14 protein-coding genes and 1 pseudogene are annotated in these 26,436 nt (G+C 34.8%); 2 read left to right on the top strand and 13 right to left on the bottom strand.

The window, feature by feature from the left end:
* Positions 1-997 precede the first annotated feature (997 nt).
* The 6 genes from F6K15_RS25955 to F6K15_RS25930 form a co-directional block, all read right to left on the bottom strand.
* Positions 998-1,948, bottom strand: coding sequence for a calcium/sodium antiporter (locus F6K15_RS25955; RefSeq protein WP_293066304.1), 951 nt, complete (start codon positions 1,946-1,948; stop codon positions 998-1,000).
* Positions 1,949-2,429: 481 nt separating this feature from the next.
* On the bottom strand, positions 2,430-3,674 hold the full coding sequence (locus tag F6K15_RS25950) for an FkbM family methyltransferase (RefSeq protein ID WP_293066301.1): 1,245 nt from the start codon (positions 3,672-3,674) through the stop codon (positions 2,430-2,432).
* 83 nt (positions 3,675-3,757) lie between these two features.
* A complete protein-coding gene (locus tag F6K15_RS25945; RefSeq protein WP_293066299.1) occupies positions 3,758-5,092 on the bottom strand; it encodes an RNA-guided endonuclease TnpB family protein in 1,335 nt (444 codons plus the stop codon).
* Positions 5,093-5,739: 647 nt separating this feature from the next.
* On the bottom strand, positions 5,740-6,375 hold the full coding sequence (locus tag F6K15_RS25940) for a DnaJ domain-containing protein (protein ID WP_293066297.1): 636 nt from the start codon (positions 6,373-6,375) through the stop codon (positions 5,740-5,742).
* Between the two features lie 299 nt (positions 6,376-6,674).
* Positions 6,675-7,271 carry an ATP-dependent Clp protease proteolytic subunit gene (locus tag F6K15_RS25935; protein WP_124144675.1) on the bottom strand — a complete coding sequence of 199 codons (597 nt, stop codon included), beginning with the start codon at positions 7,269-7,271 and terminating at the stop codon, positions 6,675-6,677.
* Between the two features lie 38 nt (positions 7,272-7,309).
* Positions 7,310-7,999: an ATP-dependent Clp protease proteolytic subunit gene (locus F6K15_RS25930; protein ID WP_202218960.1), complete on the bottom strand. Its 690-nt coding sequence runs from the start codon at positions 7,997-7,999 to the stop codon at positions 7,310-7,312.
* A 374-nt stretch (positions 8,000-8,373) separates the two neighbouring features.
* Between F6K15_RS25930 and F6K15_RS25925 the strand changes: the two genes are divergently transcribed.
* Together F6K15_RS25925 and F6K15_RS25920 are read left to right on the top strand one after the other, a co-directional pair.
* Entirely contained in the window at positions 8,374-9,612 is a 1,239-nt protein-coding gene (locus tag F6K15_RS25925) for a VWA domain-containing protein (protein ID WP_293066285.1), read from the top strand.
* A 2,417-nt stretch (positions 9,613-12,029) separates the two neighbouring features.
* Entirely contained in the window at positions 12,030-13,529 is a 1,500-nt protein-coding gene (locus tag F6K15_RS25920) for a cyclic nucleotide-binding domain-containing protein (RefSeq protein WP_293066282.1), read from the top strand.
* Between the two features lie 919 nt (positions 13,530-14,448).
* Here F6K15_RS25920 and F6K15_RS25915 read toward each other — a convergent pair.
* From F6K15_RS25915 to F6K15_RS25885, 7 genes and pseudogenes are all read right to left on the bottom strand, one after another.
* Positions 14,449-15,123, bottom strand: a complete 675-nt coding sequence (locus F6K15_RS25915; protein WP_293066280.1) for a J domain-containing protein — start codon at positions 15,121-15,123, stop codon at positions 14,449-14,451.
* A 530-nt stretch (positions 15,124-15,653) separates the two neighbouring features.
* Positions 15,654-15,785, bottom strand: a complete 132-nt coding sequence (locus F6K15_RS25910; protein WP_363268735.1) for a hypothetical protein — start codon at positions 15,783-15,785, stop codon at positions 15,654-15,656.
* Between the two features lie 56 nt (positions 15,786-15,841).
* Positions 15,842-16,804, bottom strand: a complete 963-nt coding sequence (gene cysK / locus F6K15_RS25905; protein WP_293066277.1) for a cysteine synthase A — start codon at positions 16,802-16,804, stop codon at positions 15,842-15,844.
* Positions 16,805-18,733: 1,929 nt separating this feature from the next.
* Positions 18,734-20,626 (bottom strand): iron uptake porin, encoded by a 1,893-nt coding sequence (locus F6K15_RS25900; protein WP_293066274.1) that lies wholly within the window; start codon positions 20,624-20,626, stop codon positions 18,734-18,736.
* A gap of 2,268 nt (positions 20,627-22,894) precedes the next feature.
* Positions 22,895-24,535 (bottom strand): HD domain-containing phosphohydrolase, encoded by a 1,641-nt coding sequence (locus F6K15_RS25895; RefSeq protein WP_293066272.1) that lies wholly within the window; start codon positions 24,533-24,535, stop codon positions 22,895-22,897.
* A gap of 345 nt (positions 24,536-24,880) precedes the next feature.
* Positions 24,881-25,162: a 4a-hydroxytetrahydrobiopterin dehydratase gene (locus F6K15_RS25890; protein ID WP_293066270.1), complete on the bottom strand. Its 282-nt coding sequence runs from the start codon at positions 25,160-25,162 to the stop codon at positions 24,881-24,883.
* 1,116 nt (positions 25,163-26,278) lie between these two features.
* Positions 26,279-26,436, bottom strand: a pseudogene (locus F6K15_RS25885) (photosystem II protein D2); the annotation flags it as partial.

Below are 26,436 nucleotides of genomic sequence, written 5' to 3'. Positions count from 1 at the left end.
CCAATTAAGAAAGCGACTTTTGGAAGTTGCTAATCAAACTATTTCTAAGGAACTAAAAAAGTTTGGCATTGAATTTTATCTACAAGAACCAAATATTTATGTAGATTCCCCAATTACTATGTAGGGTTTGCGCTTCACTAGTCTTATGGGTGAGGGTAGGAGACAGGAGACAGGAGAAATGGGTACTTAGCGAGGAGGTAGGAGAACAATTGTAAGAATGATTTTTCTGCCCAACTATGCGCCTAAAATATTAACTTTTTGAGCGTATTGATGCTCAAAACCAGGCACTTACCTTTATCTGCAAATACTTTTAGATCTAATCAGCAAGCCATATGTAATACTAGGCGTTATAAATATTTGCTACGAATAACTAGGAGTTACAAGTCAGGAGTAATAGTATCTAACTTTTTCTTCAGGCAAGGCTTAATTTTTAGTCAAAGAGATGTGATGGGTAAAGTTTTTCAATAACTATTATTATTTGTAACATTCTTTTTTCTGGCTTGGTATAATCTAGCTAAAACTACTTTACCGAAAAATTGTGGTTTAAAGCCTCCCCTTTTAAGGGGATAATAAATAAAAATTTTCTTTTGAGTCAATCCTCTTCTTTTCAAGGAGAGGTAATTATTCATTATTCATTATTCATTATTCATTATTCATTATTGAACTATAGCTTTGTTTACAGACCTCCCAATGCAGCAGTTGTGAAAAATTTGAGTGTATTTATTTGTGGATTATATCTGCCATCTAATACGAATTTTATGAATGTTTGCTACAAATAGTTAGGCTATTTCTTAGGAGTCAGTCCTCAGGAGTCAGGAGTCGTATGGAAATAGCTTCAATACCAGTTTTGAGCTAATAAATTCTATTTTTTGTCAAAGGGAGACCTCCTGTAAAATATTTTTTTCATGCTTATTATTCGTAACATTCTTTTTTCAAAATTGTATAACATCAATACCGACACACCAAAAATTCACAACTTAAAATAGGACTAATTTTTTCAAACTAACCCAAATATATCGCCAATAAACCATCCATAGAATAGGAAAAATATTAATCCTTCCCAACGAGTAACCTGTTTATCTTGAGTGACAAAAAAGAACATAATTGTTCCTGCTAATAAAACCAATAACCCGCCACCAATAACATCTTCAGGAATTACTAAATTGCCTGTTAATCTTGGTATTCCCATTACTACTAATGAGTTAAAAATATTAGAACCTAAGACATTTCCTACGGCAATTTCTGGGTTACCTTTTTTAGCAGCAGAAATGGTAACTATTAACTCTGGCAATGAGGTACCAAGGGCAACTGCACTTAAAGCAATTAATTCTTTAGCAATATTGAGTATCTCAGAAATTTTAGTAACTGATTCAATTGTATAGGTTGCCCCCAAAAAGACAAATAATGAACTAGCAATCACAATGACTATTTGTTTGAGAGGTAAAGTTTTCTTTGAGTTTCTATCTCCATTTCTTTCTGAACCTTGTTCTTCCTTACCACTACTAATAGTGTACAAAACATAGATAACATATCCCAAAATACAAATAATAGCTTCATTTGTAGAAAAATTATTATCTAAAACTGTTAAACTTAATAAAAAAGCTGAACCAACAAATAGTGGTAAATCTACATTAATTAGCTCATATTGTATCCTTAAAGGACTGCTGATCAATGATGCAGTACCAATAATCAAGAAAATATTAGCAATATTGGAACCAACTACATTACCAAAAACAATTTCAGAGGAGTTTTGGTATACAGCGATAATAGATGATACTAACTCTGGCAGAGAAGTTCCTACTGATACTATAGTTACCCCAACTAAAAAAGGAGAAATTCCTAAAGATATACCTATTTTTTCTGCTGCATCTGTAAAGAAGTCAGAAGCTTTAATTAGAGTGAATAAGCTGACTATAAATATTACGCTCCAGAAAATTAAGTCTTGCATTAGTTTATTCTTTCCATTTATATATATTTGTCGCTAATCCAAATTGAAGTTTTAGTGAGTATATTTGTAAGCATTTCCTACGGAATGCTGCGCAAACAGCATTCAGCATTCAGCATTCAGCATTCAGCTATTGTTTTTGAGCTTGATTTAAACCCTATATTAAGGGATATTATTAAACCAGAATCCAGTCATAATTAAATCTTACAAAAGCAGGTTACTTTGACCTTAAAGTCTATATTCATTTAAACACTTCCGTAAGCATTTAGCTATCAGTTTCATTCCCTTGAATTGTATGAGTTAAAAATTCAAAACAAGTCTTTCTTGTGCTTAAATTTATAGGTAAAAAGGTAGTACAAGTTAAACTAATTTTTATTTTATTCATTAAAAAGCTGTTTGCGTAGCATTCCGTAGGAATAGCTGACCGCTAATAGCTGTTTGCGTTTGCGTAGCATCCCGTAGGGAAGCATTCCGCAGGAAATGCTTATATATATTTAATATAGAAGTTGACATATCTTCCATGGTCGAAGGCTTTAACAGTTTGATAGTTGACCGCTGCTAAAAATTTCCTAAAATCCTTGATATGATTTTTGGCAATTTCAACTAACATATCAGGTCGATAGCTAGATATCAAATTTTTTGCTCCTTCCAAGACATCTATTTCTTTCCCCTGTACATCCATTTTAATGAAGTCTACTTTTTCAGTAATTATTTCATCTAAAGGAACAACTACTAATTCTTGACCATTGATAATGTTATCGTCAATTTCTGTCAAACATAAATCTTTAGCTGGATGTTCTTTTATGAAAGATTTACCACTATTTTTACCAAGAGCATAGCCTAATTTAGACAAGTCAATATTGCTGACTTGATTAATTGAAATATGTCTTTTTAAAGCTGCAATAATTTCTGGATGAAACTCTATGGGAATAACTTTTGCTGCCTGGATAAATTTGGCAAAGTAGACTAAATGATTCCCTGTATTTGCTCCAATATCAACTATAACTGGATTTGATGATTTGAGGTTTTGTCTAATAAATTCTAGCTCGGCTAATTCATAAAAACTTCCACCTATATTAGCAATTTCTACGGCTAGATTTTTTCCTGTTATTTCAAATTTTATGGGGGTGTTTTGATAATTGAATGAAACTAGATTGTCTCCTTTGAGTAACTTATCAACTAAAGTCAACCAAACTTTAGCTACTTGATAATTAGGATTAATTTCTAATGCTTGGCTGAATTCTGATTTAGCTTCCAAAAGTTTATCTTGTCTAATTAGTAAATTACCGATCGCTTGATGAGCTTGAAAACTTTTGGGTGATATTTCTAAGGCACGATGAAAGTAATTTCGTGCTTCATCAAATTTGCCTTGTTGAACTAGACTATTACCAATATTTCCATAACATTCTAGGGCAGAATTTGGTTTGATTTCTGCTAATTTTTGCCAGTATATAATAGCTTCATCTAATTGGTTTAATTCTTGTGTAATTTTTGCTAAGAGATAAAGTAGAGATATATTGTTTGGATCTATGGAAAATGCATATTTATAAAATTGACTTGCCTCATCTAGTTTGCCCTGGTTTTGCTCTATTAAACCTAAGTTGATTAGGGTGGGTACATGATTACTATCAGACTTGAGTATGTCAATATATATTGACTCTGCTTCTTTTAACTTTCCTTCTTTTTGCAGATTTATAGCTTTTTGGAAATCTTGATTTATGTCTGTCATTGTTAGTTTTTATAATAATTTATAACTTAATATTTGACATCCTCCCGACGTTGCTCTACGAGACAACGCGGGATTCCCATCCATCAATCAAACAGACTAAGCTGAACGAATGACTCAGGGCGGGTTGACACATCATTGGAATCTGCTGGCAAGCCGGTCTGACGTTTCCTCCGTGTCCGATAAATAATCGACCGTTGACCCTCGGCGACTTCTTCAAAAAGTGATAGTTGAATCGGATTTTTTGCTACTGTTTCTTTAACTGTTTCAACCTTGGTTATCGGTTGATTAACTGTTTCTAAAACAGATTGAGTATTAAGAATATTGACTGCAGCATTTATATCTCTATCATGGAAAGTCCCACAATTTAAACAAGTCCATTCCCTAACATTTAGTTCTTTCTTGCCACCTTTAAAACCACAATGAGAACATTTTTGAGAAGTAGGTTCCCATCTATCAATGACTCTAAATTTACAACCATATTTTTCACATTTAGCCTCAGTTAAAGTTCTAAATTGTCTCCATCCTAAGTCACTAATTGCTTTAGCTAATTTGCGGTTACGTTTGCGCAGCATTCCGTAGGAAACCATGCCAGAAACATTCAAATCTTCTAGTACAATTACATCGTATTTACGGACTAAATCAGTTGATAATTTGTGTAGGAAATCTGTTCTAATATCTTGAATTTTTCTGTGGAGTTTGGCTACTCTAAGCCGTGCCTTTTCACGGCGGTTTGTACCAGGAGTTTTTTTGGCTAATTTCCGTTGGAATTTTGCTAGTTTTTTAAGATTTTTCTTGAGTGGTAATGATAGCTTAAACTTCTCGCTATTACTCAATGTGGCAAATGTGCTAATACCCAAATCAATCCCAATAGAATGACCAGACTTTGGCAAATTTTCTGCACCAGTTTCTACAACAAAACTAGCAAAATAACGATTAGATGAATCTTTAATTATGGTTACAGAACTAGGCTGTGATGGTAGTTTTCTTGACCAAAATATTTTAATCTTACCTACTTTTGGCAGATAGATTTTGTCTTGACCAATCTTGTAATTAACTCCTACAAATCTAGCAGCTTGTCTAGACTTTCTTGACTTAAATTGAGGAGGTTTGACTTGAATTCCTTTACGTTTTTCAGTACAACTATCAAAAAAGTTTTTATATGCCTGGTCTAAGTCTTTCAAAGATTGTTGTAGTGGCGTAGAAGCTACTTCTTTCAGCCACAGCAATTCTTTCTTGGCTTGAGTTATGAATTGTTTAGTTAAATCTACATAGCTAGGTTTCTTTTGACCACCAGCATATAGTTGATTACAATATACTAAACTTTGATTCCAAACATATCGACAACAACCAAAAAGTTGATTTAATTTGGTTATTTGAATATGATTAGGATAGATGCGATATTTGTATCTAGATTTCAATGTTTTCTATCTATTACTAACACTTTAGTAGTTTTATTATAGCATGGGTTGGCATTCCCATACGACGCTCCCTTGCAGGAGAGCGCGGGTATAAATGCCAACATTAGATAAATTTGTCAGGAAAACCCACATCAAATTTAACCATTAATAGCAGAGCCAAAGATGCCTAAGCCTTTGTCAAGAGTCAACTCATTCAGCTTACTTTTTAATCCAATATTTGCTGCACATTGCAGTCAGCATTAATCAATTTATCTGGCTTAATTTTGTACAAACCATGTTTGATTCTTTTACCTCTAAAGCTATGTTCAGTTGGATTATCAGCATTATAAATACGATGAGTATTCTTAATCGGGACTTTGATATTTTTGAGGGCGAAAATTACTGAAAACCAGACAGGGCAAGAGAAATACATCAAAAGGCTAAAAATGTATCTTGGCGTAACATGACTCAGTAAAACCTAGATATATCAAGAAATAAGCTAATTAGACCTTAAACTTTTGCTATATAAACTTTTGAATATATTTTTCAAATGTTTTTGACTAAAATTCCATTATATGGTAATTCTTTAACATTACTGTAATGTGTGCTTATATTTCTAGCCCAAAAACTTGGTATATTATACAACGATTGGTCGAATATACAAATAATTAATAAATTTTTTCTAATTGACGAAAATCACGTTCTACCTCAGACCAGAGGGCACGGTTGTGGGGATCTGTTTTGAGTGCTTTCTTTAAATAGTTTCTAGCTTTATCCAGTTGTCCTTCTCCAATGAGGTGACGTGCCCAACGTTGATAGGCGATCGCTTGCCATTGTCGTACTTCCCAATCTTGAGGCATTCTTTGAGCCAAACCTTCTACTAGAGCGATCGCTCGAGGATATCTTTTATATTTTAATAATTGCTGTAAATGTAAATAATAATTTTGCTTAAGTTGTTTTTCTGCTTCTGATAAGTGGGATTGACTTTTATATTGATTCTGTTTACGAGTTACTTTAACTTTTGTTGACTTTGAGGGTGAAGTTTGTGGAGATTTAGTTTCTGGTTTTGAATTATTTTTTGTTGGTTTGACAGTAGAATTGTATGGTAATTCTGTTTGAGAAGGAGCAATTTTCAGCAAAATTTTGTAAGCTTCTGTAACTGCAATAAATTTATCTTTAGCCTGGCGGTCGGGGTTAACATCTGGATGATATAGCCGTGCTAGTCGTCGATAAGAGGCCTTAACTTCTCCTAAACTAGCTCCTATATTTAACTCTAATTGTCGATAATAATCTGCTATATCCATATCTTTATTTACAGATAATTAAAGTAGGGTGAATATTAAGTAGTTGCGTCAAATCAATTACACATTAATTTTGGGAATTCTCAAGAATTTAGACAAATCTTTGTTCAATTTATTTTGCCTACCTACTTAATTCACCCTACTGGAATGACATACCTAATTTTGTGCTTTAGATTATTGTGGTGGGGGCGGGTTAATCTTATTTGTTAAGGTTCATTAATTTAACGTGGAACTCGCCCCTACTATTCCAACATTTTAGGTATGTCACGCCACTACTAACTACTAACTTTTAGCTATAGTTTTTAGTTTTGACGTTCATCAATTACTTGGTCAATTAGACCATATTCTTTTGCTTCTTCAGCAGACATAAAATAGTCTCTATCGGTATCTTTTTCTATCTTTTCTAAAGATTGACCCGTGCATTCTACGAGCATATTATTTAACTGCGATCTAACACGCAAAATTTCCTTAGCTTCTATTTCAATATCTGTTGCTTGGCCACGAGTACCGCCCATTGGTTGGTGAATCATAATTCTAGAATTAGGCAAAGCTAATCTTTTACCTTTCGTACCAGCAGCTAATAGAAAAGAACCCATAGAAGCAGCTAAACCTAAGCAGATAGTAATTACATCTGATTTGATGTACTTCATTGTATCGTATATGGCCAAACCTGCAGTTACAGAACCACCAGGAGAGTTGATATAAAGATAAATGGGCTTATTTGGGTCATCAGAATCTAGATACAACATATAGGCTACAATTCTATTAGCTAGCCCATCTGTAACTTCTTGACCGAGAAAAATAATTCTTTCCTGACCGAGACGGGTGTAGATATCTATCCATCTCTCATACTGACTGCCAGGAAGACGATAAGGAACACTAGGAACACCTATAGGCATAATATTTTGACCTTTGATTTTTTGATTTTATTGAGAATTTAAACAGCAGCAGGTAGTGGTTTTGGTAGTTCTTTTCTACTTGCTAAAACTTGGTCTATTAGACCATATTCTTTAGCTATTTCGGGTGTCATATAGAGCATTCTATCTGTATCTTTAGCAATCTTTTCTATTGATTGACCCGTATTTTTAGAAAGAATATTTAAAAAAGTTGTCTTATTAGCTAAAACTTCTTTTGCTCTAATTGAAATATCTGTTGCTTGACCTCTAGCTCCTGTTTTAGCTTGATTAAGAACTATGGTAGCATGAGGTAAACTTGCCCTATATCCTTTTGTTCCTGCCGACAAAATCATTGCTGCTGTACCCATAGCTTGACCAATACATATTGTATGAATTGGTGGTTTAACGTAACTCATGGTGTCACAAATAGCAAATGCTTCTGTTTCAAAACCAATTGCGTCTCCTGTATACCAAGAAGTACCAGTAGAATTGATATAAAAATAAATTGGTTTTTCTGGATTATCAAATTGTAGATAAAGTAGTTGAGCAATAATTAACTGGGTAACATCAATACCTACATTTCTTTTTACTTCATCTGATGAAAATAGTGGTAACCCTAAATAAACGATTCGTTCTTTTAACATTAAAGATTCTAAATCAGGGGGTGGTGTCCGAAAAGAGGTGTCTCCGTAGTAACTCCCTGCTTGAACTGCTTTTATTTGTGAGTTCATTAGATAATTCCTAACAATGATTGTACTATCTTTAAATTATGTTAGCGTGTTGTAGAGTTATTGTAGCGGGTATAATTGATATTAGTCATGGTCTTATAATTCAGTTATAATATTCTGAAATATTAGTACCAAAAATAAGTTTTTTTGTCTAGGTGTGGATCTTACTATAATTATTTGGCAAAAATGGCGTATTTACCATTAATTATATTAGTTTAGTAATATAGTTAGCAGAAATTGGGGTTTTTGTCTAGATATAAATTCCCTCATCATTAACTTTATTAAGAAACCTAATTTTTATGTATTCATATCGAAATTTTTCCCTATATTTGTGGAGATACTCTTAAATAAGTAGTAGTAAAATTTCTAGTATATTTATGAAAGTTAATCTACATTCGGTTCTTAACGATACCAATATTGATGCCACTCAATCTTCATCTCAACGTCAACTGGCCATATCTATTTCGGCTCTAGCTGATGAGCTAGAAAGAACTGTACCACTAAACCTATGTTTGATTTTAGACCATAGTGGTTCTATGGAAGGAAGACCGCTGGAAACTGTCAAACAAGCAGCAGGACAACTTGTAGATAAATTGAAGGAGGGCGATCGCCTTTCAGTTGTGGCTTTTGACCATAGAGCTAAAGTGATTGTTTCTAATCAAATTATTAATGACCCTGCTAATATTAAGCGTGAGATTAACAAATTAAGATCCTCTGGTGGTACAGCTATTGATGAGGGTTTGAAGTTAGGAATAGAAGAGTTAGATAAAGGCCAAAAAGATTCTATTTCCCAGGCTTTTATATTAACTGATGGGGAAAATGAACATGGGGATAATGACCGTTGTCTCAAATTAGCAAAGTTGGCTACTGATTATAGTATGACTCTAAATTCCCTGGGGTTTGGTGATGATTGGAATCAAGATGTTCTGGAAAAAATAGCTGATGCGGGTGGGGGGACTCTTGCTTATATTCAACGTCCAGAACAGGCAATAGAGGAATTTGGTAGACTATTTAATCGAATTCAATCTGTGGGACTTACTAATTCTTATTTGCGATTATCTTTGATGCCTAGAGTTAGATTAGCAGAACTTAAACCTATTGCACAAGTAGCACCAGATACTATTGAATTGCCTGTACAAAAAGAGAACGACCGCTTTATGGTCAGACTGGGAGATTTAATGAAAGATGTAGAAAGAGTAGTTCTAGTTAATCTTTATATTGGGCAATTACCTGAAGGAAAACAAGCGATCGCTCAATTACAAATTCGTTATGATGACCCTGCTCAAAGTAAGGAAGATTTACTTTCTGAACCGATATTAGTTGAAGCTAATGTTATGCAAAAATATCAGCCTCAAATTAATTCTGAAGTACAAAATCATATTTTAGCTTTAGCAAAATATAGGCAAACTCAAATAGCTGAAACAAAATTGCAGCAAGGCGATCGTTCGGGTGCTGCTACGATGTTACAAACGGCTGCTAAAACAGCATTACAAATGGGAGATACAGGGGCAGCAACTGTTTTACAAACCAGTGCTACTCGTTTACAAGATGGAGAAGAACTTTCTGAAGCAGATAGGAAAAAAACTAGAATTGTTTCTAAAACAATTTTAAAGTAATTTAAATTAAAGGATACTTTTTTATTAGTTTAGCCAGGTAATTTTTTCCTGGCTAATACTTAAATTTTATCTATAGCAGCAGGTCTTTTAGTATTTGACAGTAAATTTGGGTTGTAAGGGAACAGGGACCGATGGGACCCCAAGGGGGGCGACAGACGCATCTGGGAGAGCACTCCTGTGAGGGAACAGTTCATTAATGGATAATGGATAATGGATAATTGATAATTGATAATTACCTCTGGTTAAAACCGTTACGGAATTGAAGATAAGAAAATATTATTTCTTCTCTTGGTCTCATGGATATGGCGCAGGTTTCGGAGCCATCCCACCCTACGGGAAGCTGCGAAGATAGAACTCCGTTCCGCTGTCGCGTTTCGCGTCAGCGTTGCGTTACGCCAGTTTTGCGAAGCAAAAGCAAACGACCGCTTTTTTCCCTTTAAAAGAGGAGGCTTTAAACCAGAATTATTTAATTATTAATTATTAATTATTAATTATTCGGTAACTAGAGCTTAAGATCAATTTAAATAATGCCACAAATACTCTGAAGCGCTCAAAGTACTTTTCAAAGATGTTTATGAGACTAAAAATCAACCCTCCCTATTATTACTAAGAAATTAAAAGAGCTACGGTATAGAAAAAAACAGATAATAAATATTAGACATCTGGCGATCATCAAAAATCAAATAAATTATCGCGTAAAAATCATCAATTCTTTTCCCCTACTCCCGACTCCCTACTCCCTCTTTTCCACAGAGGTCTATTAAAAAAAATATAGTTAAGCCATACATTCCAAATTCCTATTTATGTATGTCATCAATCCGATGGCTATCCTAGAAATTTGTAGCAAACTTTTTGCTATAATATCGAATCCGGTTATCATAGGTCTTTTATTTTTATAGCCTAACTCCTTGATATAACTTTGATATAATATAGATTTAGTCAATATTTAAAAAAGGGTTTTAAAAACAGGATTTGCTATAATATATTGTCAAAGAACTAAAGACAAAGAAAAATCTGGATGGAAAAAGGAAAAAATTAATCAATATTTAAAACTCTCGTTCCTATTTTAAGCTCAGTTTAAAAGCCTTAAATGTTTAATAACTTATTGATGCTATTTCAATGGTTTAATATAAGTGGGGAATTAAAAAAAATGTTTTTGTTTTTTCTTCCTTTATATTATAGAAGCTCTACCTTAACGAGGTAAGTATTTCCGTTTGTCATGCTGCGCAAACAGCCGTCAGCCATCAGCTATTGATTTTAGTTTTAGATAAAAGCTTTACTGATTTAGTCAGAATTAAATCTTACTACAAAAACGTAAGCATTTCCGTTTGTCATGCTGCGCAAACAGCCGTCAGCTATCAGCCATCAGCTATTGCTTTTAGTTTATACCATTTTTCCATGAATTTGCACTTAATATCAAGATGAGAATAGTCAGTTTAATAAGGTCTGAGCAATAATTATTAAGCGCATCTTTACAGAGAAATGGTATTACGATAAAAACTTTATTAATTGTTTTACTACAACAGTTGGCTCCCTTACCCTTAAAGTCTATATTAACAGGACTTACGTAAATTGACCTTTAAACCACCATCTGTAGGGGGCGAATGGCATTGGCTAACGCCAAGCTCCGAATTGCGCCCTCGCCATAAGTAGAGTCTCTGCGTAAGTCCTAATTAATTTAAACACTCTCCTCAAGGAGAGAGTCTTGTTGCTGAAGTCCGCAGTTCCTCCGCAGGAGGCTAGCTGACAGCTAATAGCTGTTTGCGCAGCATTCCGCAGGAAACGCTTATACAAAAACTGGCTTTCAAGTCTATATTTATTTGAACCCTCTCCTTTTGCTGAGAGCTGATAGCTAATAACTGTTTGTGCAGCATTCCGCAGGAAATGCTTACTTAACTAGGGTAGATAAGTGAAATATGAACTTAATTGATAGAACATCATTAAAACCATATTATTACTACTTGGTATATATCACGAATATAAGGTAGTTGATTGGCATTTTCAAATTTATTTGATAGAGAATTTTTCATAGTATAAAATATACATACAGAAAAAAAATCTACAAGATTTTCCAAGAAGTGTGAAGTGGATTCAACTTTTCCAAATTTCCTGTTCAATACAACCTCAAATTTTCTACTTTATCCAAACTAAAAATACTATACTCTATTCTTGTATTTACTCCTATATAACTCCTATATAACTCCTATATAACTATTATTTACTAAATTCCAATGGTTTGATTGGAATAATAATTAAAAATTTTGATTCACTTAATTTTCTAGAATTGATTTATATAGATGAAATACTAAAAACCACTCTAGTCCCCGTTCTCCAAAACCCGAGATATATATACTTATATAAATCAGCCAACTGCTATAAAATTTTAATCTAAAAGTAAAAATCGTTTTACAACAAGTATGAATTGGTTTTTTTTACAAGGGAAACAATGGTTTCAAAACTTATCTAGAGCATTAACAACTCCACTTTTTTATATTGGAGATAATCATCTTTCTATAAGCGCTATTGTCAGACTAATTCTATTAGCTGTAGCAGTCTTAATTATTGCTCGTACTATTGGAGAAGGAATCAAGAGATTACTACTAACTCGTATGGGTTTAGACCGAGGTAATCGAGAAGCGATCGCCTCAGTTATTATCTATATACTCGCCACTTTAGGGATTTTAATTGTTTTACAAAGAGCTGGTATAGATCTGAGAACTATTACAGTTTTAGCAGGAGTTTTAGGTATTGGAATTGGCTTTGGATTACAAAATCTTGCTAGTAACTTTATTAGTGGTTTAACACTTTTATTTGAACAACCTATTAAGGTAGGAGATTTTATAGAAGTAGACAATTTATTAGGAACAGTAGAAAATATTTCTATTAGATCTACAATTGTACGTACTCTTGACGGAATATTTGTAATTGTACCTAATATAAAATTTGTAGAAAATAATATTATTAACTGGAGTTATAAAGATCCTAAAAGTCGTCTTCATATGCCAGTTGGAGTTGCTTATGGTAGTGATCCACTGTTAGTAACGGAAGCATTATTAGCTGCTGCTCGGGCAGAAACAAGTGTATTAAACCGTCCTTCTCCTAAAGTATGGTTTAAAGGTTTTGGTGATAGTTCTTTAGATTTTGAGTTATTAGTTTGGATTGACCATCCTCAAGATAGCGATATAATTCAAAGTTCTTTGAATTTTTTAATTGAGCATGAATTGACTCAGCAGGATATAGTTATTCCCTTTCCTCAGAGAGATTTATGGTTAAAAAATCCACAAGATTTAAGTACCTTATTTAACAGTAGTATTGTTACAAATACTAGCGAAAGTAAAGTTTTTTCCCAAAATGGTGTTTCTTCTGAGCAAAAACAGAGTAGTATTCAACCTAAAACTAAAAAATCAGCATTAAAATCACCAAATAATTGGACTTTGCGAGACCTCCTGAGAAGAGTCACTTATTTTGAAAGTCTTACTGATTTAAAACTCAGAAAATTAATAGAATATGGTTATAGACAGTTATTTCCTCAAGGGCAAATTATATTTAGAGAAAATGATGTTGGAGATTCTTTTTACATTATTCTTTCTGGTGCTATTGAGGTAATTTCTGAAAAAACTGGTAAATATATTGCGACTCTTCACGAAGGAGAATTTTTTGGTGAAATGTCTTTGTTATTGGGTTCTCCTCGTACAGCTACAGTAAAAACTCTTGAAGATTCAATTTTATTTGTAATAGAACAACATGATTTGCAAAGATTATTAGAAGAATCTCCTAGTTTAGCTACTGATATTTCTCGAAAGCTTTCTGAACGCCAACAGGCATTACAAGAATTAGGATTACTGGATCATATTTCTTCAGAAAATACTCCCTTTACCAGGATTAGAAATCAGATTCAAACTCTTTTTGGGATTTAAATAAAGAGGAGTCATTTCAGTTATCAGTTATCAGTTATCAGTTATCAACACCTTAAGTCAGAGGCTTGAAATATGAAAAGAATAGACATATCCAAGAACTAACTTTTAGTCTATCAATGGCAAAAACTTAGGAATTTATCTTTTTAGTCCAAGAGACATTTCCTGTAAAGGATTTTAATTGCCCTTATTATTCGTAACATTCTTTTTTCAAATTGGTATAATTCAGTAGTTAGTAGTTAGTAGTCAGGAGAAAGGAGAAAAGAAAAAGGAAGGATAAGAGTGAGAATTATCTAGGGCAATTTCAGCATTTTATGTCTACATTGAATGGAACTACAGAATGCGACAACTGTATAACCGAATTTCATATTAAATGGAAAAAGTAGACATTTCCATAAACTAACTTTTAGTCTATAAAATGGCTAAAATTAGAGATAAATTTTCGTAATGCTTTACTATAATATCTAATGATTAACTTTAGTTGTGTCAAAAATATCTGATAATTAGGGTTTGCTTATGGAAAGTCTTTTTGCGCTTGACAGGGAGTAGAGAGTAGGGAGTAGGGAGTAGTTAAGAGTCAAGAGGAATCAGGAGTTTTAGAAGACATACAAAGGAAAAATTATCCCTTGCCCAACTCTACCCAATTCTTACCCAAATACTCAATTTTTTAGCATTCTTAGGCGAAAATATGGTATTTCAGCACTACCTAAAAAGCCTAAAACCAATATCAGTCAAGACTTTTATATTTAATCAGCAGAGCAATAATTAGAGAACGTTTAACTAAAGAAAAGTAATATTGAAATCTAGGATTTATAGCAGTTTCTATCAAGATAAAGTAATTATAATCAATATTTTATTATGTATAGTCAATATTGATCAAATTGATATGAATTTTCCACTCTATCCTCAAAAATAAATAAAGTTATAAAATACCATCTATTCCTGCTTGTGCTTCCTGGCGTAATCTAGAAGCAATTCTAAATAGTTCCTGGCCTGTATGTAAATAAGAATCATCATAATTTAGAGTAAATAATTCTAAATCTTCTATTCCATCACTAACTTGATTTAAACAATAATATAAATGAGCTGCTACTCCTGCAAAATTAGATGGATTTGGCTGAGAAATAAATAAATTATGAGCCTTTTTAAGCAAACGCCGACAAGTCTCTAAATAATCTTGAAAAGATTCCATTAGTTGGTCGTCAAATGGATCTGCTGCTAAATAATCAATTTCCTTTTTTAGAGGTTTTAATATTTGAATCAGAATTTTGTTAACTGGTTTGTAAACCTGATTTAACCATTTTTGTAGATGTTCGTCTGCATCATTACCTCTTTGATTTTTCTTCTGGTAATTTTGCTGAGTATTCGTATATTTCCAATCGTGTTGATTAAATTGTTGATCGTAAGATTTTCTAAGTTGGGGATCGCCTAATACTTCATAAGCTTGATTAATGCTAATAATACGTTCATGGTCTCCTGTTTCTGTATTAGCATCTGGATGAAATAACTTAACTAAACGACGATAAGCTTGTTTAATTTGTCCCTGAGTTGCTGTAGGATTAACATTCAAAGTTTTGTAATAGTCACCAGTTACCATAAAACTATTTCTACTCAATATTTACAATGGAATCCAAATTTTGACATTTCCATTACTTATTCTATTCATTGTTACCAATAATTTGCCAATGAAATAAGCAAACCTTGTAAATTTATAATTGTAGAATAAATATTTTAGATTCTAGATAGCAATAGTGAGTAGAAAATTATATCAGCTACTTTAACTTCCCATAAATATGAATTTTGCTAAATTTTGAACTGGGATTAAATTTGACTTTCCGTAAGGTGGAGACTAATTATATTTTCTCATCAAAATACTTAGTCTTTGCAAACCTTTAAATAATCTCAAATTAGTCAGGTACTTACACATTTATTCTCATCAAACACTACTACACAAATATATAGCACTATAGTTTTGAGCGCGTATATTGAGGCATTTTGTCAAACTGAAAATCAAATCAACTAATATTCAGAAACTCAGTATTCCTGTTACTTTTTCCTGATGACTTAAATTTGCCAAAAATCTAGTATTGCGTGAATGTGTAAGTCCCACAGTGACATACTCCCACACTAACCATTCGGTATAGTGCGGGGTTCTCGTTTCACGATCCCGCTATTGCGTCGGACTCCACGAGCTTTAAGGACGGGATACCCCACCGCCCTATTTTTTATATTTATTGCGGCATTGAAGTCACGATTTATTACAATGCCACAATGGGGACAAGAATGGGTTCTTAGATTTAGCTAACTAAATATATCTAGCTAACTGCTGTAGCTAGAGTTTGTTCTGGCTCTTGAAACAGTGGCGTACTTAAATAACGTTCCCCAAAACTAGGCTGAATCATTACTATTAATTTACCTTGATTTTCTGGTCGCTGACCTACTTTTATTGCTGCACAAAGAGCTGCTCCTGTAGAAATACCAGACAAAATACCTTCCTCTTTAGCTATACGACGACCATAAGTAATTGCTTCACTATCAGGAACCTGAACAACTTCATCTATGATATTGAGATTCAGTACAGATGGGACAAAACCTGCTCCTATTCCCTGAATTTTGTGAGGTCCAGGTTGTCCACCAGATAAGACTGGACTATTTGAAGGCTCCACAGCGATCGCTTGAAAATCAGACTTTCGTTGCTTAATAGTCTCTGCAATACCTGTAATGGTTCCACCAGTACCAATACCTGCCACTAAAATATCTACTTGGCCATCTGTATCTTCCCATATTTCCAATGCTGTAGTCTGACGATGAATTTGTGGATTAGCTGGGTTCTGGAACTGTTGTAACATATATGCGTTAGGCGTTGACTCAACTATCTCCTGGGCTTTTGTAATACAACCCTTCATACCTTCACTACCTGGGGTCAAAACCAGTTCTGCTCCGTAGGCCCGTAACATAGAGCGACGCTCTAAACTCATCGTTTCTGGCATTGTTAAAATTAACTTGTAACCTCTAGCTGCAGCTACCATTGCCAAAGCAATGCCTGTATTTCCAGATGTTGGTTCAACTAATACTGTTTGACCCGGTGTAATTAATCCCTCACGCTCTGCTGAATTAACCATATTAACACCGATGCGGTCTTTAACAGAGGCGGCAGGGTTCATTCCTTCTAGCTTTACTAATATTCTGGCTACACAACCTTCTGCTTGAGGAATACGATTCAATTGTACTAGAGGTGTGCGACCTACTAATTCAGTAATATTATGAGCAATATGCATGATATATTTATCCTTTAAATGGTATGCTGGGGGCTACTTATAACTTGATAGAAAATATTTTTTTTCTGCTAGACTTTAAAGTTATTTTTAGCTAAAGTAAATTATTGTTGATTTTTGTAAAAATACTTTCTACTTTTTCGGGAATTCACATTATTACCAAAAGTCTAAAACGAATCTATATTAACTTACTTTCTATATTTTTTTGATAAGTATACCCAACAATAGCTATGATTGCTTGAGTTTCTACATATCTTATGTACTGAATCTTACAGATTTATATATTTTTTCTTTTTCTTTATGTTCTTCTGAGTATATTGTTTATTTTATTAATTATTGAGTCAATCTTCTATCTTAAAAAAACTTAAAATAATTTATAAATTTGTATACTTACTACTAATCGCAAAATCTGTTTCTGGCAAAGCATTTATACCAAATTTATAAATGTTTGCTACAAATAGCTAGGATGTTTCTTAGGAGTCAGGAGTCAGGAGTCAGGAGTCAGAATGAATGGTATTTAAACCATTTTTAGGTCGGAAATCATCCTTTTTGTCAAAGAGCATATCCTGCATTTGTCTTTTTATTCCTCTTACTATTCGTAACATTTTTTTTTCAAATTGGTATTACATGTACTTAGTTGAATAATTTGCTAGCTTTTCAAGACAAAAGTTGTAATTCTACAGCCTCTTTGAGTAGTGCTTAAGAGGATAGTATGTAGTGCTAATCTTTAGATTTATAAATTTTGAATTCAAACCAACATCAAATCTAATTTAATATCTGTCAATAAAAATAGTGAAAAATAAATCTAGTTCACTGATGTTAATTAGGGTTTGCGCTCAAAAGTCTTTTAGTAGGGGTCTGAGATAGGAGACAGGAGACAACCCACCCCTAGCCCCTCCCAGGAGGGGAAGACAGGAGAAAAGGGTCGAGAGCGAGGAGGTAGGAGTAAGAATTGTCCCAAGATTGTTCTGCCATAATCGTCCCAAAATACTAGCTTTATGTAGCTCTTTCCGCTGAAAAGCTGGCACTTTTTTAGACAAAAAAATTCTAAAACCTTTATCTGTCAATGCTTTTAAATTTCATCAGCAGAGCAATAATTATCAAAAAAATAAACAGAAAGCAGAAATGTAGAGGAATCTGTTCTCAAATAAGTAATTAATTATTATAGCAGTCCAAGCAAAGGGTGTGGAAATATCAAAAGCTTAAAACTCAGATAACGCTAGATTTTTCCTTTTTCTGTAGATAACTAAACACCTTCTCTGTTATATAACTAACTTCTTCCTTCTTAGAACTTCAATCCTTCCTTCTTTCTTCTGCTATATCTATCAGGATAATTTTATAATTCAAGTATAGAATTTTTAACTCTCAGAATTATTATCTAGCTTTACCTTCAATTTGGCAGTTGAAAGCCATCAGGCTTCAGCCGATGGATGAAAACAAACTGGAGATTTTAATCTCCTGTATCCCAAAAATATGATATAATATATTCATGGGAGTAAGAACAAGGTTTGTCCCAATGAACCTTTGCTAGTAGGGGTGAAATTCCTGTCAGAAGGAAACTAGTAGGACGCGATGTAGCTACCAAGACCAAGGCAACAGACAAGCAGGCAGCAAAGATAGGGATTTATCGCTCAAACTTGAGTAAAACCACTCTGAAAGGGTTAATAATGAAAAGTAAGCGCAAAGCATATGGCATTAATTGTCAGTATGTTAGAGCGTCTAGGTGGTTTTTGACTGCCACCACCGACTAGTTATCGGTGACAGTTAAGCGTTAAAGGTTCCGAATAGTGGTTTTAACCCGATTGGGAACATCCGCTTAGAATCTCTCGTGTTTTAACCGAGAGAGAAGTCAATCATCCTAGATAAATTGCAATAAATAAATTTTTAAGATATGTAGGGTGGAATACCCACCCTAATAACTTCAACTAATCACTAGAACTGGAATGTAGTTCTGATAGTACCGATAATTAATTCATCATTATCATCATCTTGGTTAGCATTTGTAATTACAGTCACACCAGGAGTAATCGAGATATTATCTGTAACTTGATATTTGTAGAATGCTTCTATGTGCCATGACATATCTTGTCGTAATCCCGATGCCAACCCGCCAGGAACTTGTAGTTCATTCATATAAGGTTCTCGGCCTACAACAATACCACCTAAACTACCTTCCTTAAACAGATCGGGGAAAGCTAAATTTGCTCCATAACTCCATTGTTCAAAATCACCTAAACCAATCAGCTTCCCATCAAGATACATACCAAAGCCATTAATAGTTACCCAATCAGCTGCTCGCCAGGACATTTGTACACCATAAGCATTAGTCGAAACTGGCTGGGCAATATTAACTGAACCAGGTCGGCGGTCATTAAGTTCAGCATTTAAACCAAAGATAGTATTAGCAACACCAGTTCCTACAAAACCACTGTTTAAACTGCCATTATCCCCTAGACCTGTAGCTGCACCATCATCATATCCAAAATTTCCTGGTCCAAAATAGCCTTTGTTATAAGTAAGTCCAATTTGGAAATTTTTGATCGGAGTAAAGGTTAGTTGTGCCAGTGCAGCATAATCTCCATTAAACAGACCTCTTCCTTCGCGAGGGTCTTCACCTTCCGCTGCTAAGTAACCAAAAGATACAGAAAATGGACTATAAACACAAGCATATTGGTCTTTGCAACCAAAATCATACTCAACGCCAAGTCCTTTACCTCCCCCTAAACGATAGATCGGACTCCTTTGACCAAAAGCACTTAAAGAACCACTTCCTCCATCATAATCTTCCATGTAAGGGTTGAGAGTAGGAACAAAATCGTACCAACTTACTTTATTAGCAGCTATTGTTACTCTAATGTTATCCCTGACAGGGAATTTATAGAAAAGTTTATCTAGCTCAACCGTATCATCTGTAAGGTTAAGAACATTAAAAGTTTGCTGTCCCTCAGCCTCAGCTATCTTCTGGTTAAATGCTTGAGCATTACCTGCTTGTAACCTTGTAAATAATAAGTCCTCACCAGAAAAGCTAGTGTTGAAATCCAAACGTACCCTGTATTGAAATACTGTTTGGTCTTCGTCTTGTGTATTATCGTTGAAGGTTCCGTATCGCCCTTGGTCTTCAAAGTTATCAACAAAGGCAAAAATTACCTCACCTCTAAGTTTGGTAGTTGTCGAAAATTGATTGGCCTCTAATTCCGCAGCACGAGCTTCTAGAGCATCAACACGACCCCGCAAAATAGCTAATTCAGCAGAAAATTCCTCTTGTAATCTTTGTAAAATTGCCAGGTCTTCTCTACTTACTGTATCTGCTATAGCAGCTTGTAATAGTTCTGTAATTCTATCTAAGCAAGCATTAACACCAGCCGCAAATTCAAAACGGGTCAAAGCACGGTTGCCCCTATAAGTACCATCCGGATATCCAACTATACATCCATAACGCTCAACTAAGGATTGTAGTGCTTGAAATGCCCAATCTGTAGGTTGAACATCAGAAAGTTGGGATACAGAAGTAACTTGACCCTTTGTTTTTCTTCTTCCTCTATTAAGATTACGAAGACTTGGTTGACGAAGATTACGTCCTTCTCTTCCGTAGCGGTTTATTTGTCGTATAGTCGTTGCTGGTGCATTAGCAACAGAATTAGCTGAATTTGTTCCAGGGACTTGAGCTAATAGTTCAGTTCCCTGTATTTCTATGCTTGTATCTTGAGATTGAGCAACCAGATTAGCTGATTGACCTTCAGTAGCTACAGCGGCTGAGGATGCAACAAGGGTTGCTCCTAAGACTGCTGGACTAAATAGTAAACAATTCCAGAATTTTTTTGACATTTTCCCTCTCATCCTCACACCGATTCAAGAAAGACTGTTTGACTATATTTATTAGTTAGGTTTGATTGGCGAGCATAGCTTTTGCCGTGACGTTCTCCTACATCAAATCTCGCGATTATGATGTAGGCTTCCCCACCTCACGGACGCGGGCTTTCTGTTTCAAAGGGAGTGCAACCACTTAACCCTCCACAGACAGAGACGATGAGACCCACCGCCTTTTTGTACTAAACAATTCTTTACTGCAGAAAGTTCCCTCAAGAGTTTTACCTTTTCACGGGTTGACGCTTAACTTCGCCAATTGAACCCCATACTCTATGTCGTTTTCGAGGGTGCTGTTATCAGGTGCGTATTACCGCTACTCCTGAGTATAGTCACCAGTAACACAAAAAAGCACACAATGCAAGAAACTAAGTGGACGCTACGCGGTTTATTTGTTGGTCGGCAATTACCCTCCCGTTATACATAAGTTAACGGGAGACCCCTTGCCGACATCAAAGTTGGAACTTTGCAACTTCTTGATTACTGAAAAGGAGTTGCATTGTATCTGGTGTGACATACTCCCACACTAACCTTGCGGTATAGTGTGGGCTTCTCGTTTCGCAGTCCCGGTACCCCGTCGGACAAGCGCGTGCTTTAAGGACGGAATGCCCTACCGCCCTATTTCTAATTTTTGATTCGAGTCTAGGTAGCTCTTAACAAAATTAGATAGATCGGCAATCTTATCAATACTCCCAACCTTATGAACAAATTTTGAAGTCTGTTAGACTTCACTCATAGCACAAACAGAGCTTTCTTTGAACTCTTACTAAAAATTTAATTTAACTCTAAGATTTTTACACATAACTTAAGCTGAGGATTATCAAACCACCAGCTTACCTACACAAATATATTAGGTAGTTGAGAGAAAGGTTATCACAATTTTTTTTTATCAACAACCTCTATACAGAATTTTTTTATCTCAACGTTGCTTAAAGACCCGCGCTCTCCCGTTTCGGCTGTCGCCGACATGAAAGGCGGAGCAAGTGCGACAGCTATTAGGGGAGCGGAGGGATGGGAAAACCAATCAATTTTGCGGCGCATGCCAATAGTGTGTTAGTATTAAAATTTTGCTGCTGGGCTAGCAATGTCAGTCTGTGGAACGCGCCTTTAGACCAGAAAGAGGTTTGGCCTCGGAGGCAGGTGCTACGTTAGCGCAGCTCCTCTGTCAAAAGGAAGCAGAAAGTCCTGAGTCGCGAGGTTTAGGAATCCCGCGTTGTCGCGCCATGCGCAACGTCGGGAGGATGTCAATCTGTTAATCATGGCCTAAATAATTTTTGATATTTGCGTCTCTAGTATAAATTTTTGCTTTTTCGAGTGTACTTTATCAAAATAATTGGGTCTAAAACTCCGGCTTTTAAGGCCAAATATTTTTGGAGCCTTGCTCAAATCCCTGTTACAAAAATATAGTTCTTCTGAATAAGAATGGGGCACTTTTTCAGATAAAACCCTTTCACAGCAAGAACAACTCGTCTCAATCTAAACCAGAATGACTATAACTTCTGACTTCTGACTTCTGACTTCGTTAAATAGTTACTAAATCTATAGAAAAATATTCCTAGACAAGTGTTTTAATTAAGTGTTACCTTAACGGGGTGTTAGCGCAGCTCCTCCGGAGGAGGCACTACAACACCACGCCAGTTGCTTCAAGTCGGGAGACCCGCAAGGGCGCACTGGCTCCTCTATCCCATTGCTAAAAGCGTTTGGGACTGCTTTTCGTATCGGTGTTTAAACTTCCATTGACACGTTTCATTGTATTTGACACCATTTGAAGCTTGATCAAGTCCTCTTTTCACTCGTTTACCACGCTTATCTATGTTTGACACCTTTTTGATCAACTGGTAAGTCGTCCCAGTCTAAAAAACTAGCAATTGAAGTATAACTCTCTTCATTAATTATTACTTTGATTCCTACTAATTTGGCTTTGTATTAAAGTTTTTAAATTAACTTAAAAAAAGGAATTTGAACAAAATTTTGATTGTTTTTTTGGCCAAGATTTATGCCTTGTTTCCAGTTAGGATTATTTCCTATTGCTAAAATTCCTATCTCCCACCCTATCAGATGATTAATAATATACCTGCTAGTATGCCTGCAGATAATCATCCATCTTTAAATTTCTTTTTGTCGATAATCTTTTGATTCGATTACTACTTTTAGTCTCCTTTAATTCTGACTGTAGTTTACCCTTTTTCTTATTTAAGAAATTGATTAATTGATTTGGCTGGTCTGCCGTTAATAATCAAGGCTGTGCCCTAGTATGGAGAAGACTTCTCGTTGTTCAAATAGTTCCAAGAAGTTGCTATTAATTTTATTCTGGTCTGCTTCACGACGCATAATTCTCAGAGCCGCTTCTACAGGCAAACCTTTTTTGTAGGGGCGATCGCCTGCTGTTAAAGCATCATATATATCTGCAATAACCATAATCTGGGCTTGAATAGGAATATCTTTTTGCTTTAGTCCCCTGGGATAACCACTACCGTCCAATTTTTCATGGTGTCCATAGGCAATTTCTGGAATTTGCTGTAAGTTATTTGTCCAGGGAATTCTCTTCAGAAATTCGTAAGAATGAGTTACATGAGATTCTATAGCTTTTCTTTCTTCAAAAGTCAAGTTACCTCGAGGGACTGCCAGTTGAGCCATTTCCTCTGGTGTAATTAGTGACTTAATTTGACCATCTATGTCTTTGTAAGTGTAAAGCAATACTTGCTTCAGTTGTTTCAGTGGTTCTTCTGTTGTGATAGTTGGCTCGTTAGCGGTTAATACTATTTGCCAATAGTTATGAAGTTTGGCGATCGCTGTTTCTAGTTCTAAATCCAAATTTTCAATTTTTTGGCATAGAGGACAATTTTCTTGAGTATGTTGTTGAGATATGTCAGATAAATGTCCGAGTAACTGTTTGTACTTGGTTTGAGCATACTCCATCTCCAAGGTACGTCGAGCAACAGAAAACCTTTGCTCAATCAGCTCTAATTGTTCTTCATAAAGTTTTTTACGTTTTGTTAATATTGCTTCTGGAACTCCAATTTTACCGAAATCATGCAGCAAAGCAGCATACCGAACTTCTTTAATTTGCTGCTCGTTAAAGGACACGCCCCATAAAGGCCCGCTAGTAATAGTATTAACTTCTTGACACAAGCTTACTGTTAATTTTGCTACTCGCTCTGAATGACCTGAAGTACATTGATCTCTAGCTTCTATTGCTTGTACTGATGCTTTGACAAAACCCTCAAATAGATTTTCAATATTTTCTTGTAAATGATTTCTTTCTATTGATATAGCTGCTTGGGAGGCAAGGGAACTTACTATTCGTTCTTCCCATTGTGAGTATGGCTGAATTAATTCTTGAAAATTATTTGCTGTTAATACTGCATTTGAGTTAATCTTGCGATTAATTAATTGGAGGACTCCAATTATTTCTTGAGACCTATTTTGCATAGGTAAAACTAACACAGAACAGGTGCGATAACCAGTATTTTTGTCGAAGCTTTTGTCAAATTTATAAGGTACACTTAAAGGTAAATTATAGGCATCTGATAAGTTTAAACTTTCACCTGTAAGAGCAACATATCCGGCCAAGCTTTTCGGTGTCATATTGATCGCCAGCTCGTGGAAAGAAAAGTCTGGCAAAGAATCGTTTTGCGCTACCTTGAACAATAACCTAGATGGTTGATTTCCTTTTTTTTCTACTAGATAGACGCTGCCTGCATCACTACAAGTTATCTCCCGACTTTTGGATAAAATTAAATGTAAAAGATCGCCCAAATCGTAAGTATCTGAAAGGGCAGCACCAATATCTAGTAGCTGCTCTATCAATAATTCTGTGCTCTCGGTAGCGGATTCTTGCATCCACTTGAGAATATTTAGTTGGAACATAATTTCGGGCTATTAACTAGCCTTTATCCTGAACAAACTTAATTACTAATTAAATTAATATAGTTAACTTTCGGGTAGTAAAACAATCAAAGAAAATTATTTTGAATTTAAAGGCATCAAAATTCTAGGTTTTGTTTATTTAACTGCAGTTTTAATTAGAGAATTTATTATGAGTACTCAGTTAGCTAATCCATACTAGACTAACTTCAATGCATCCCCTCAATCAATGGGGGCGAACTAACATTTTATCAAGGATTTTACATTATTTGAAGCTTATTATTTTCCAATTTACCCCCTGATTATGAAGGGGTTATCTTAAATTTATATTAAACTATGAAAACTAGCTTATTCTAAAGCAGATATTTCTTTAGCCATGCTAAAGTCTTTTTCTGTTAAACCGCCAGCATCATGGGTTGTTAAATTAATGATTACTTTATTATAAGATATCTCTATATCAGGATGATGCTGTGATGCCTCAGCTGGATTTACTAATTGATTGACAAAACTAACTGCCTCGACAAAATTCTTAAATATTTTTACACACTGAAGTTTATTTCCTTCTATCTTCCAGTCTGATAATTGATTGCTACGTTGACTAATTTCTTCTGCACTAAGTAATTCAGTCATAAAATTCTCCAAAAACTATCCGCTCTTATCATAATGTAGTATTTTAGCATTTGCTACAGTACTACTTTACAATAAGAGCGGTCTAGCGGGTCACCTTGATTGGAACCTAACTGCTGGGAGAAACCCCAGAACAGCTTAGTTAAAATAAATTTTAACTTCCCCAGAGGGGGAAACAAGCTAGCTACTAAAGTCCAGCCCCAGCACACAGCTGGTATTTTCCAATCTGGTGACCCAAGCGTTTACTACTATCTTGCATGGGCATCACCTCCTTATATCCCTAAGCGGTTTTCAATAATCTTTACTATTAGTATAGTAGCACAAAAATTTGAGAATGCAATTATCTTGTTAATTTTTTTTGTATTAGTTAAGGACTTAAATAACTTAATAACCAAAAATTAAGAGTTAATTAAAAGTTTTATACCATTTTCAAAAAATATTGCTACATTGGCTATTCAAGGTGTTAGGTATAATAAATAAAAAGTGAAGATTTTTCAATTCCGTTAAGCATTTATATTTTACTGTAACAATCTTTCTTGAATTTGGTATTAGATACAGATAATAACAAAAAAAAGCTTGAGAGATTATCTCTCTTTAAATACCAAATATGCTAGTTTTTTCAAAACAAAAATAGATAATACATTGCAGGTTTATCAGGTATAGACTATCGAACCATGATTTTAACTCCCCCGGCGGGAAGTCCCGCGCTCTCCCGGAGGGGAGCGCCGTATGGGAAAGCCGGGCGTTATCTGTGTTGTTCTGAGGGGATTTTCACTTTGTCGCATACAGATTATATTGTAGTATATGCCTTGATAGCTATTGACAATTACAAATAAATAGATTTTAATTGTTCTAAACACAGGGGGAGGACATCACCTCTGTATAAACAGCAGTCAGCTTTTTTTTCTGACAGAAGAATCCCGCGTTGTCGCGTTAGCGCAACGTCGGGAGTATGTCAATGAGTGAATATTATTATTCTGCCACTGTTAATCCCTTACTTAAAAAGTGCTATATATAGGCTGAATTGAAAAAAGTGCCTAATCTTCCAAAAATAATGGCTCCTACATTGTTAATTTGTAGGAGCCATTCAAGAATTGAAAGTTCTATACCTTCATAAAATTACAGAGCGTTACCACGAGGTAATACTTCTTCAGGGAATATAAAGTTTTGATGTGGTTGATCTTGAGGTGCCATCCATGCTCGGATACCCTCGTTCAACAAAATGTTTTTGGTATAAAATGTTTCAAACTCTGGGTCTTCTGCTGCCCGTAATTCTT

Origin of the sequence: Okeania sp. SIO2B3 (assembly GCF_010672525.1) — a bacterium.
GTDB lineage: Bacteria > Cyanobacteriota > Cyanobacteriia > Cyanobacteriales > Microcoleaceae > Okeania.
Note: the sequence above shows the minus strand (reverse complement) of the source record. Positions and strands in the feature narration are given on the sequence as shown.

Coding starts and splice junctions, on each gene's coding strand:
- F6K15_RS25955 (WP_293066304.1), bottom strand. CDS start 1,948: ATGCAAGACTTAATTTTCTGGAGCGTAATATTTATAGTCAGCTTATTC.
- F6K15_RS25950 (WP_293066301.1), bottom strand. CDS start 3,674: ATGACAGACATAAATCAAGATTTCCAAAAAGCTATAAATCTGCAAAAA.
- F6K15_RS25940 (WP_293066297.1), bottom strand. CDS start 6,375: ATGGATATAGCAGATTATTATCGACAATTAGAGTTAAATATAGGAGCT.
- F6K15_RS25935 (WP_124144675.1), bottom strand. CDS start 7,271: ATGCCTATAGGTGTTCCTAGTGTTCCTTATCGTCTTCCTGGCAGTCAG.
- F6K15_RS25930 (WP_202218960.1), bottom strand. CDS start 7,999: ATGAACTCACAAATAAAAGCAGTTCAAGCAGGGAGTTACTACGGAGAC.
- F6K15_RS25925 (WP_293066285.1), top strand. CDS start 8,374: ATGAAAGTTAATCTACATTCGGTTCTTAACGATACCAATATTGATGCC.
- F6K15_RS25920 (WP_293066282.1), top strand. CDS start 12,030: ATGAATTGGTTTTTTTTACAAGGGAAACAATGGTTTCAAAACTTATCT.
- F6K15_RS25915 (WP_293066280.1), bottom strand. CDS start 15,123: ATGGTAACTGGTGACTATTACAAAACTTTGAATGTTAATCCTACAGCA.
- cysK (WP_293066277.1), bottom strand. CDS start 16,804: ATGCATATTGCTCATAATATTACTGAATTAGTAGGTCGCACACCTCTA.
- F6K15_RS25900 (WP_293066274.1), bottom strand. CDS start 20,626: ATGTCAAAAAAATTCTGGAATTGTTTACTATTTAGTCCAGCAGTCTTA.
- F6K15_RS25895 (WP_293066272.1), bottom strand. CDS start 24,535: ATGTTCCAACTAAATATTCTCAAGTGGATGCAAGAATCCGCTACCGAG.
- F6K15_RS25890 (WP_293066270.1), bottom strand. CDS start 25,162: ATGACTGAATTACTTAGTGCAGAAGAAATTAGTCAACGTAGCAATCAA.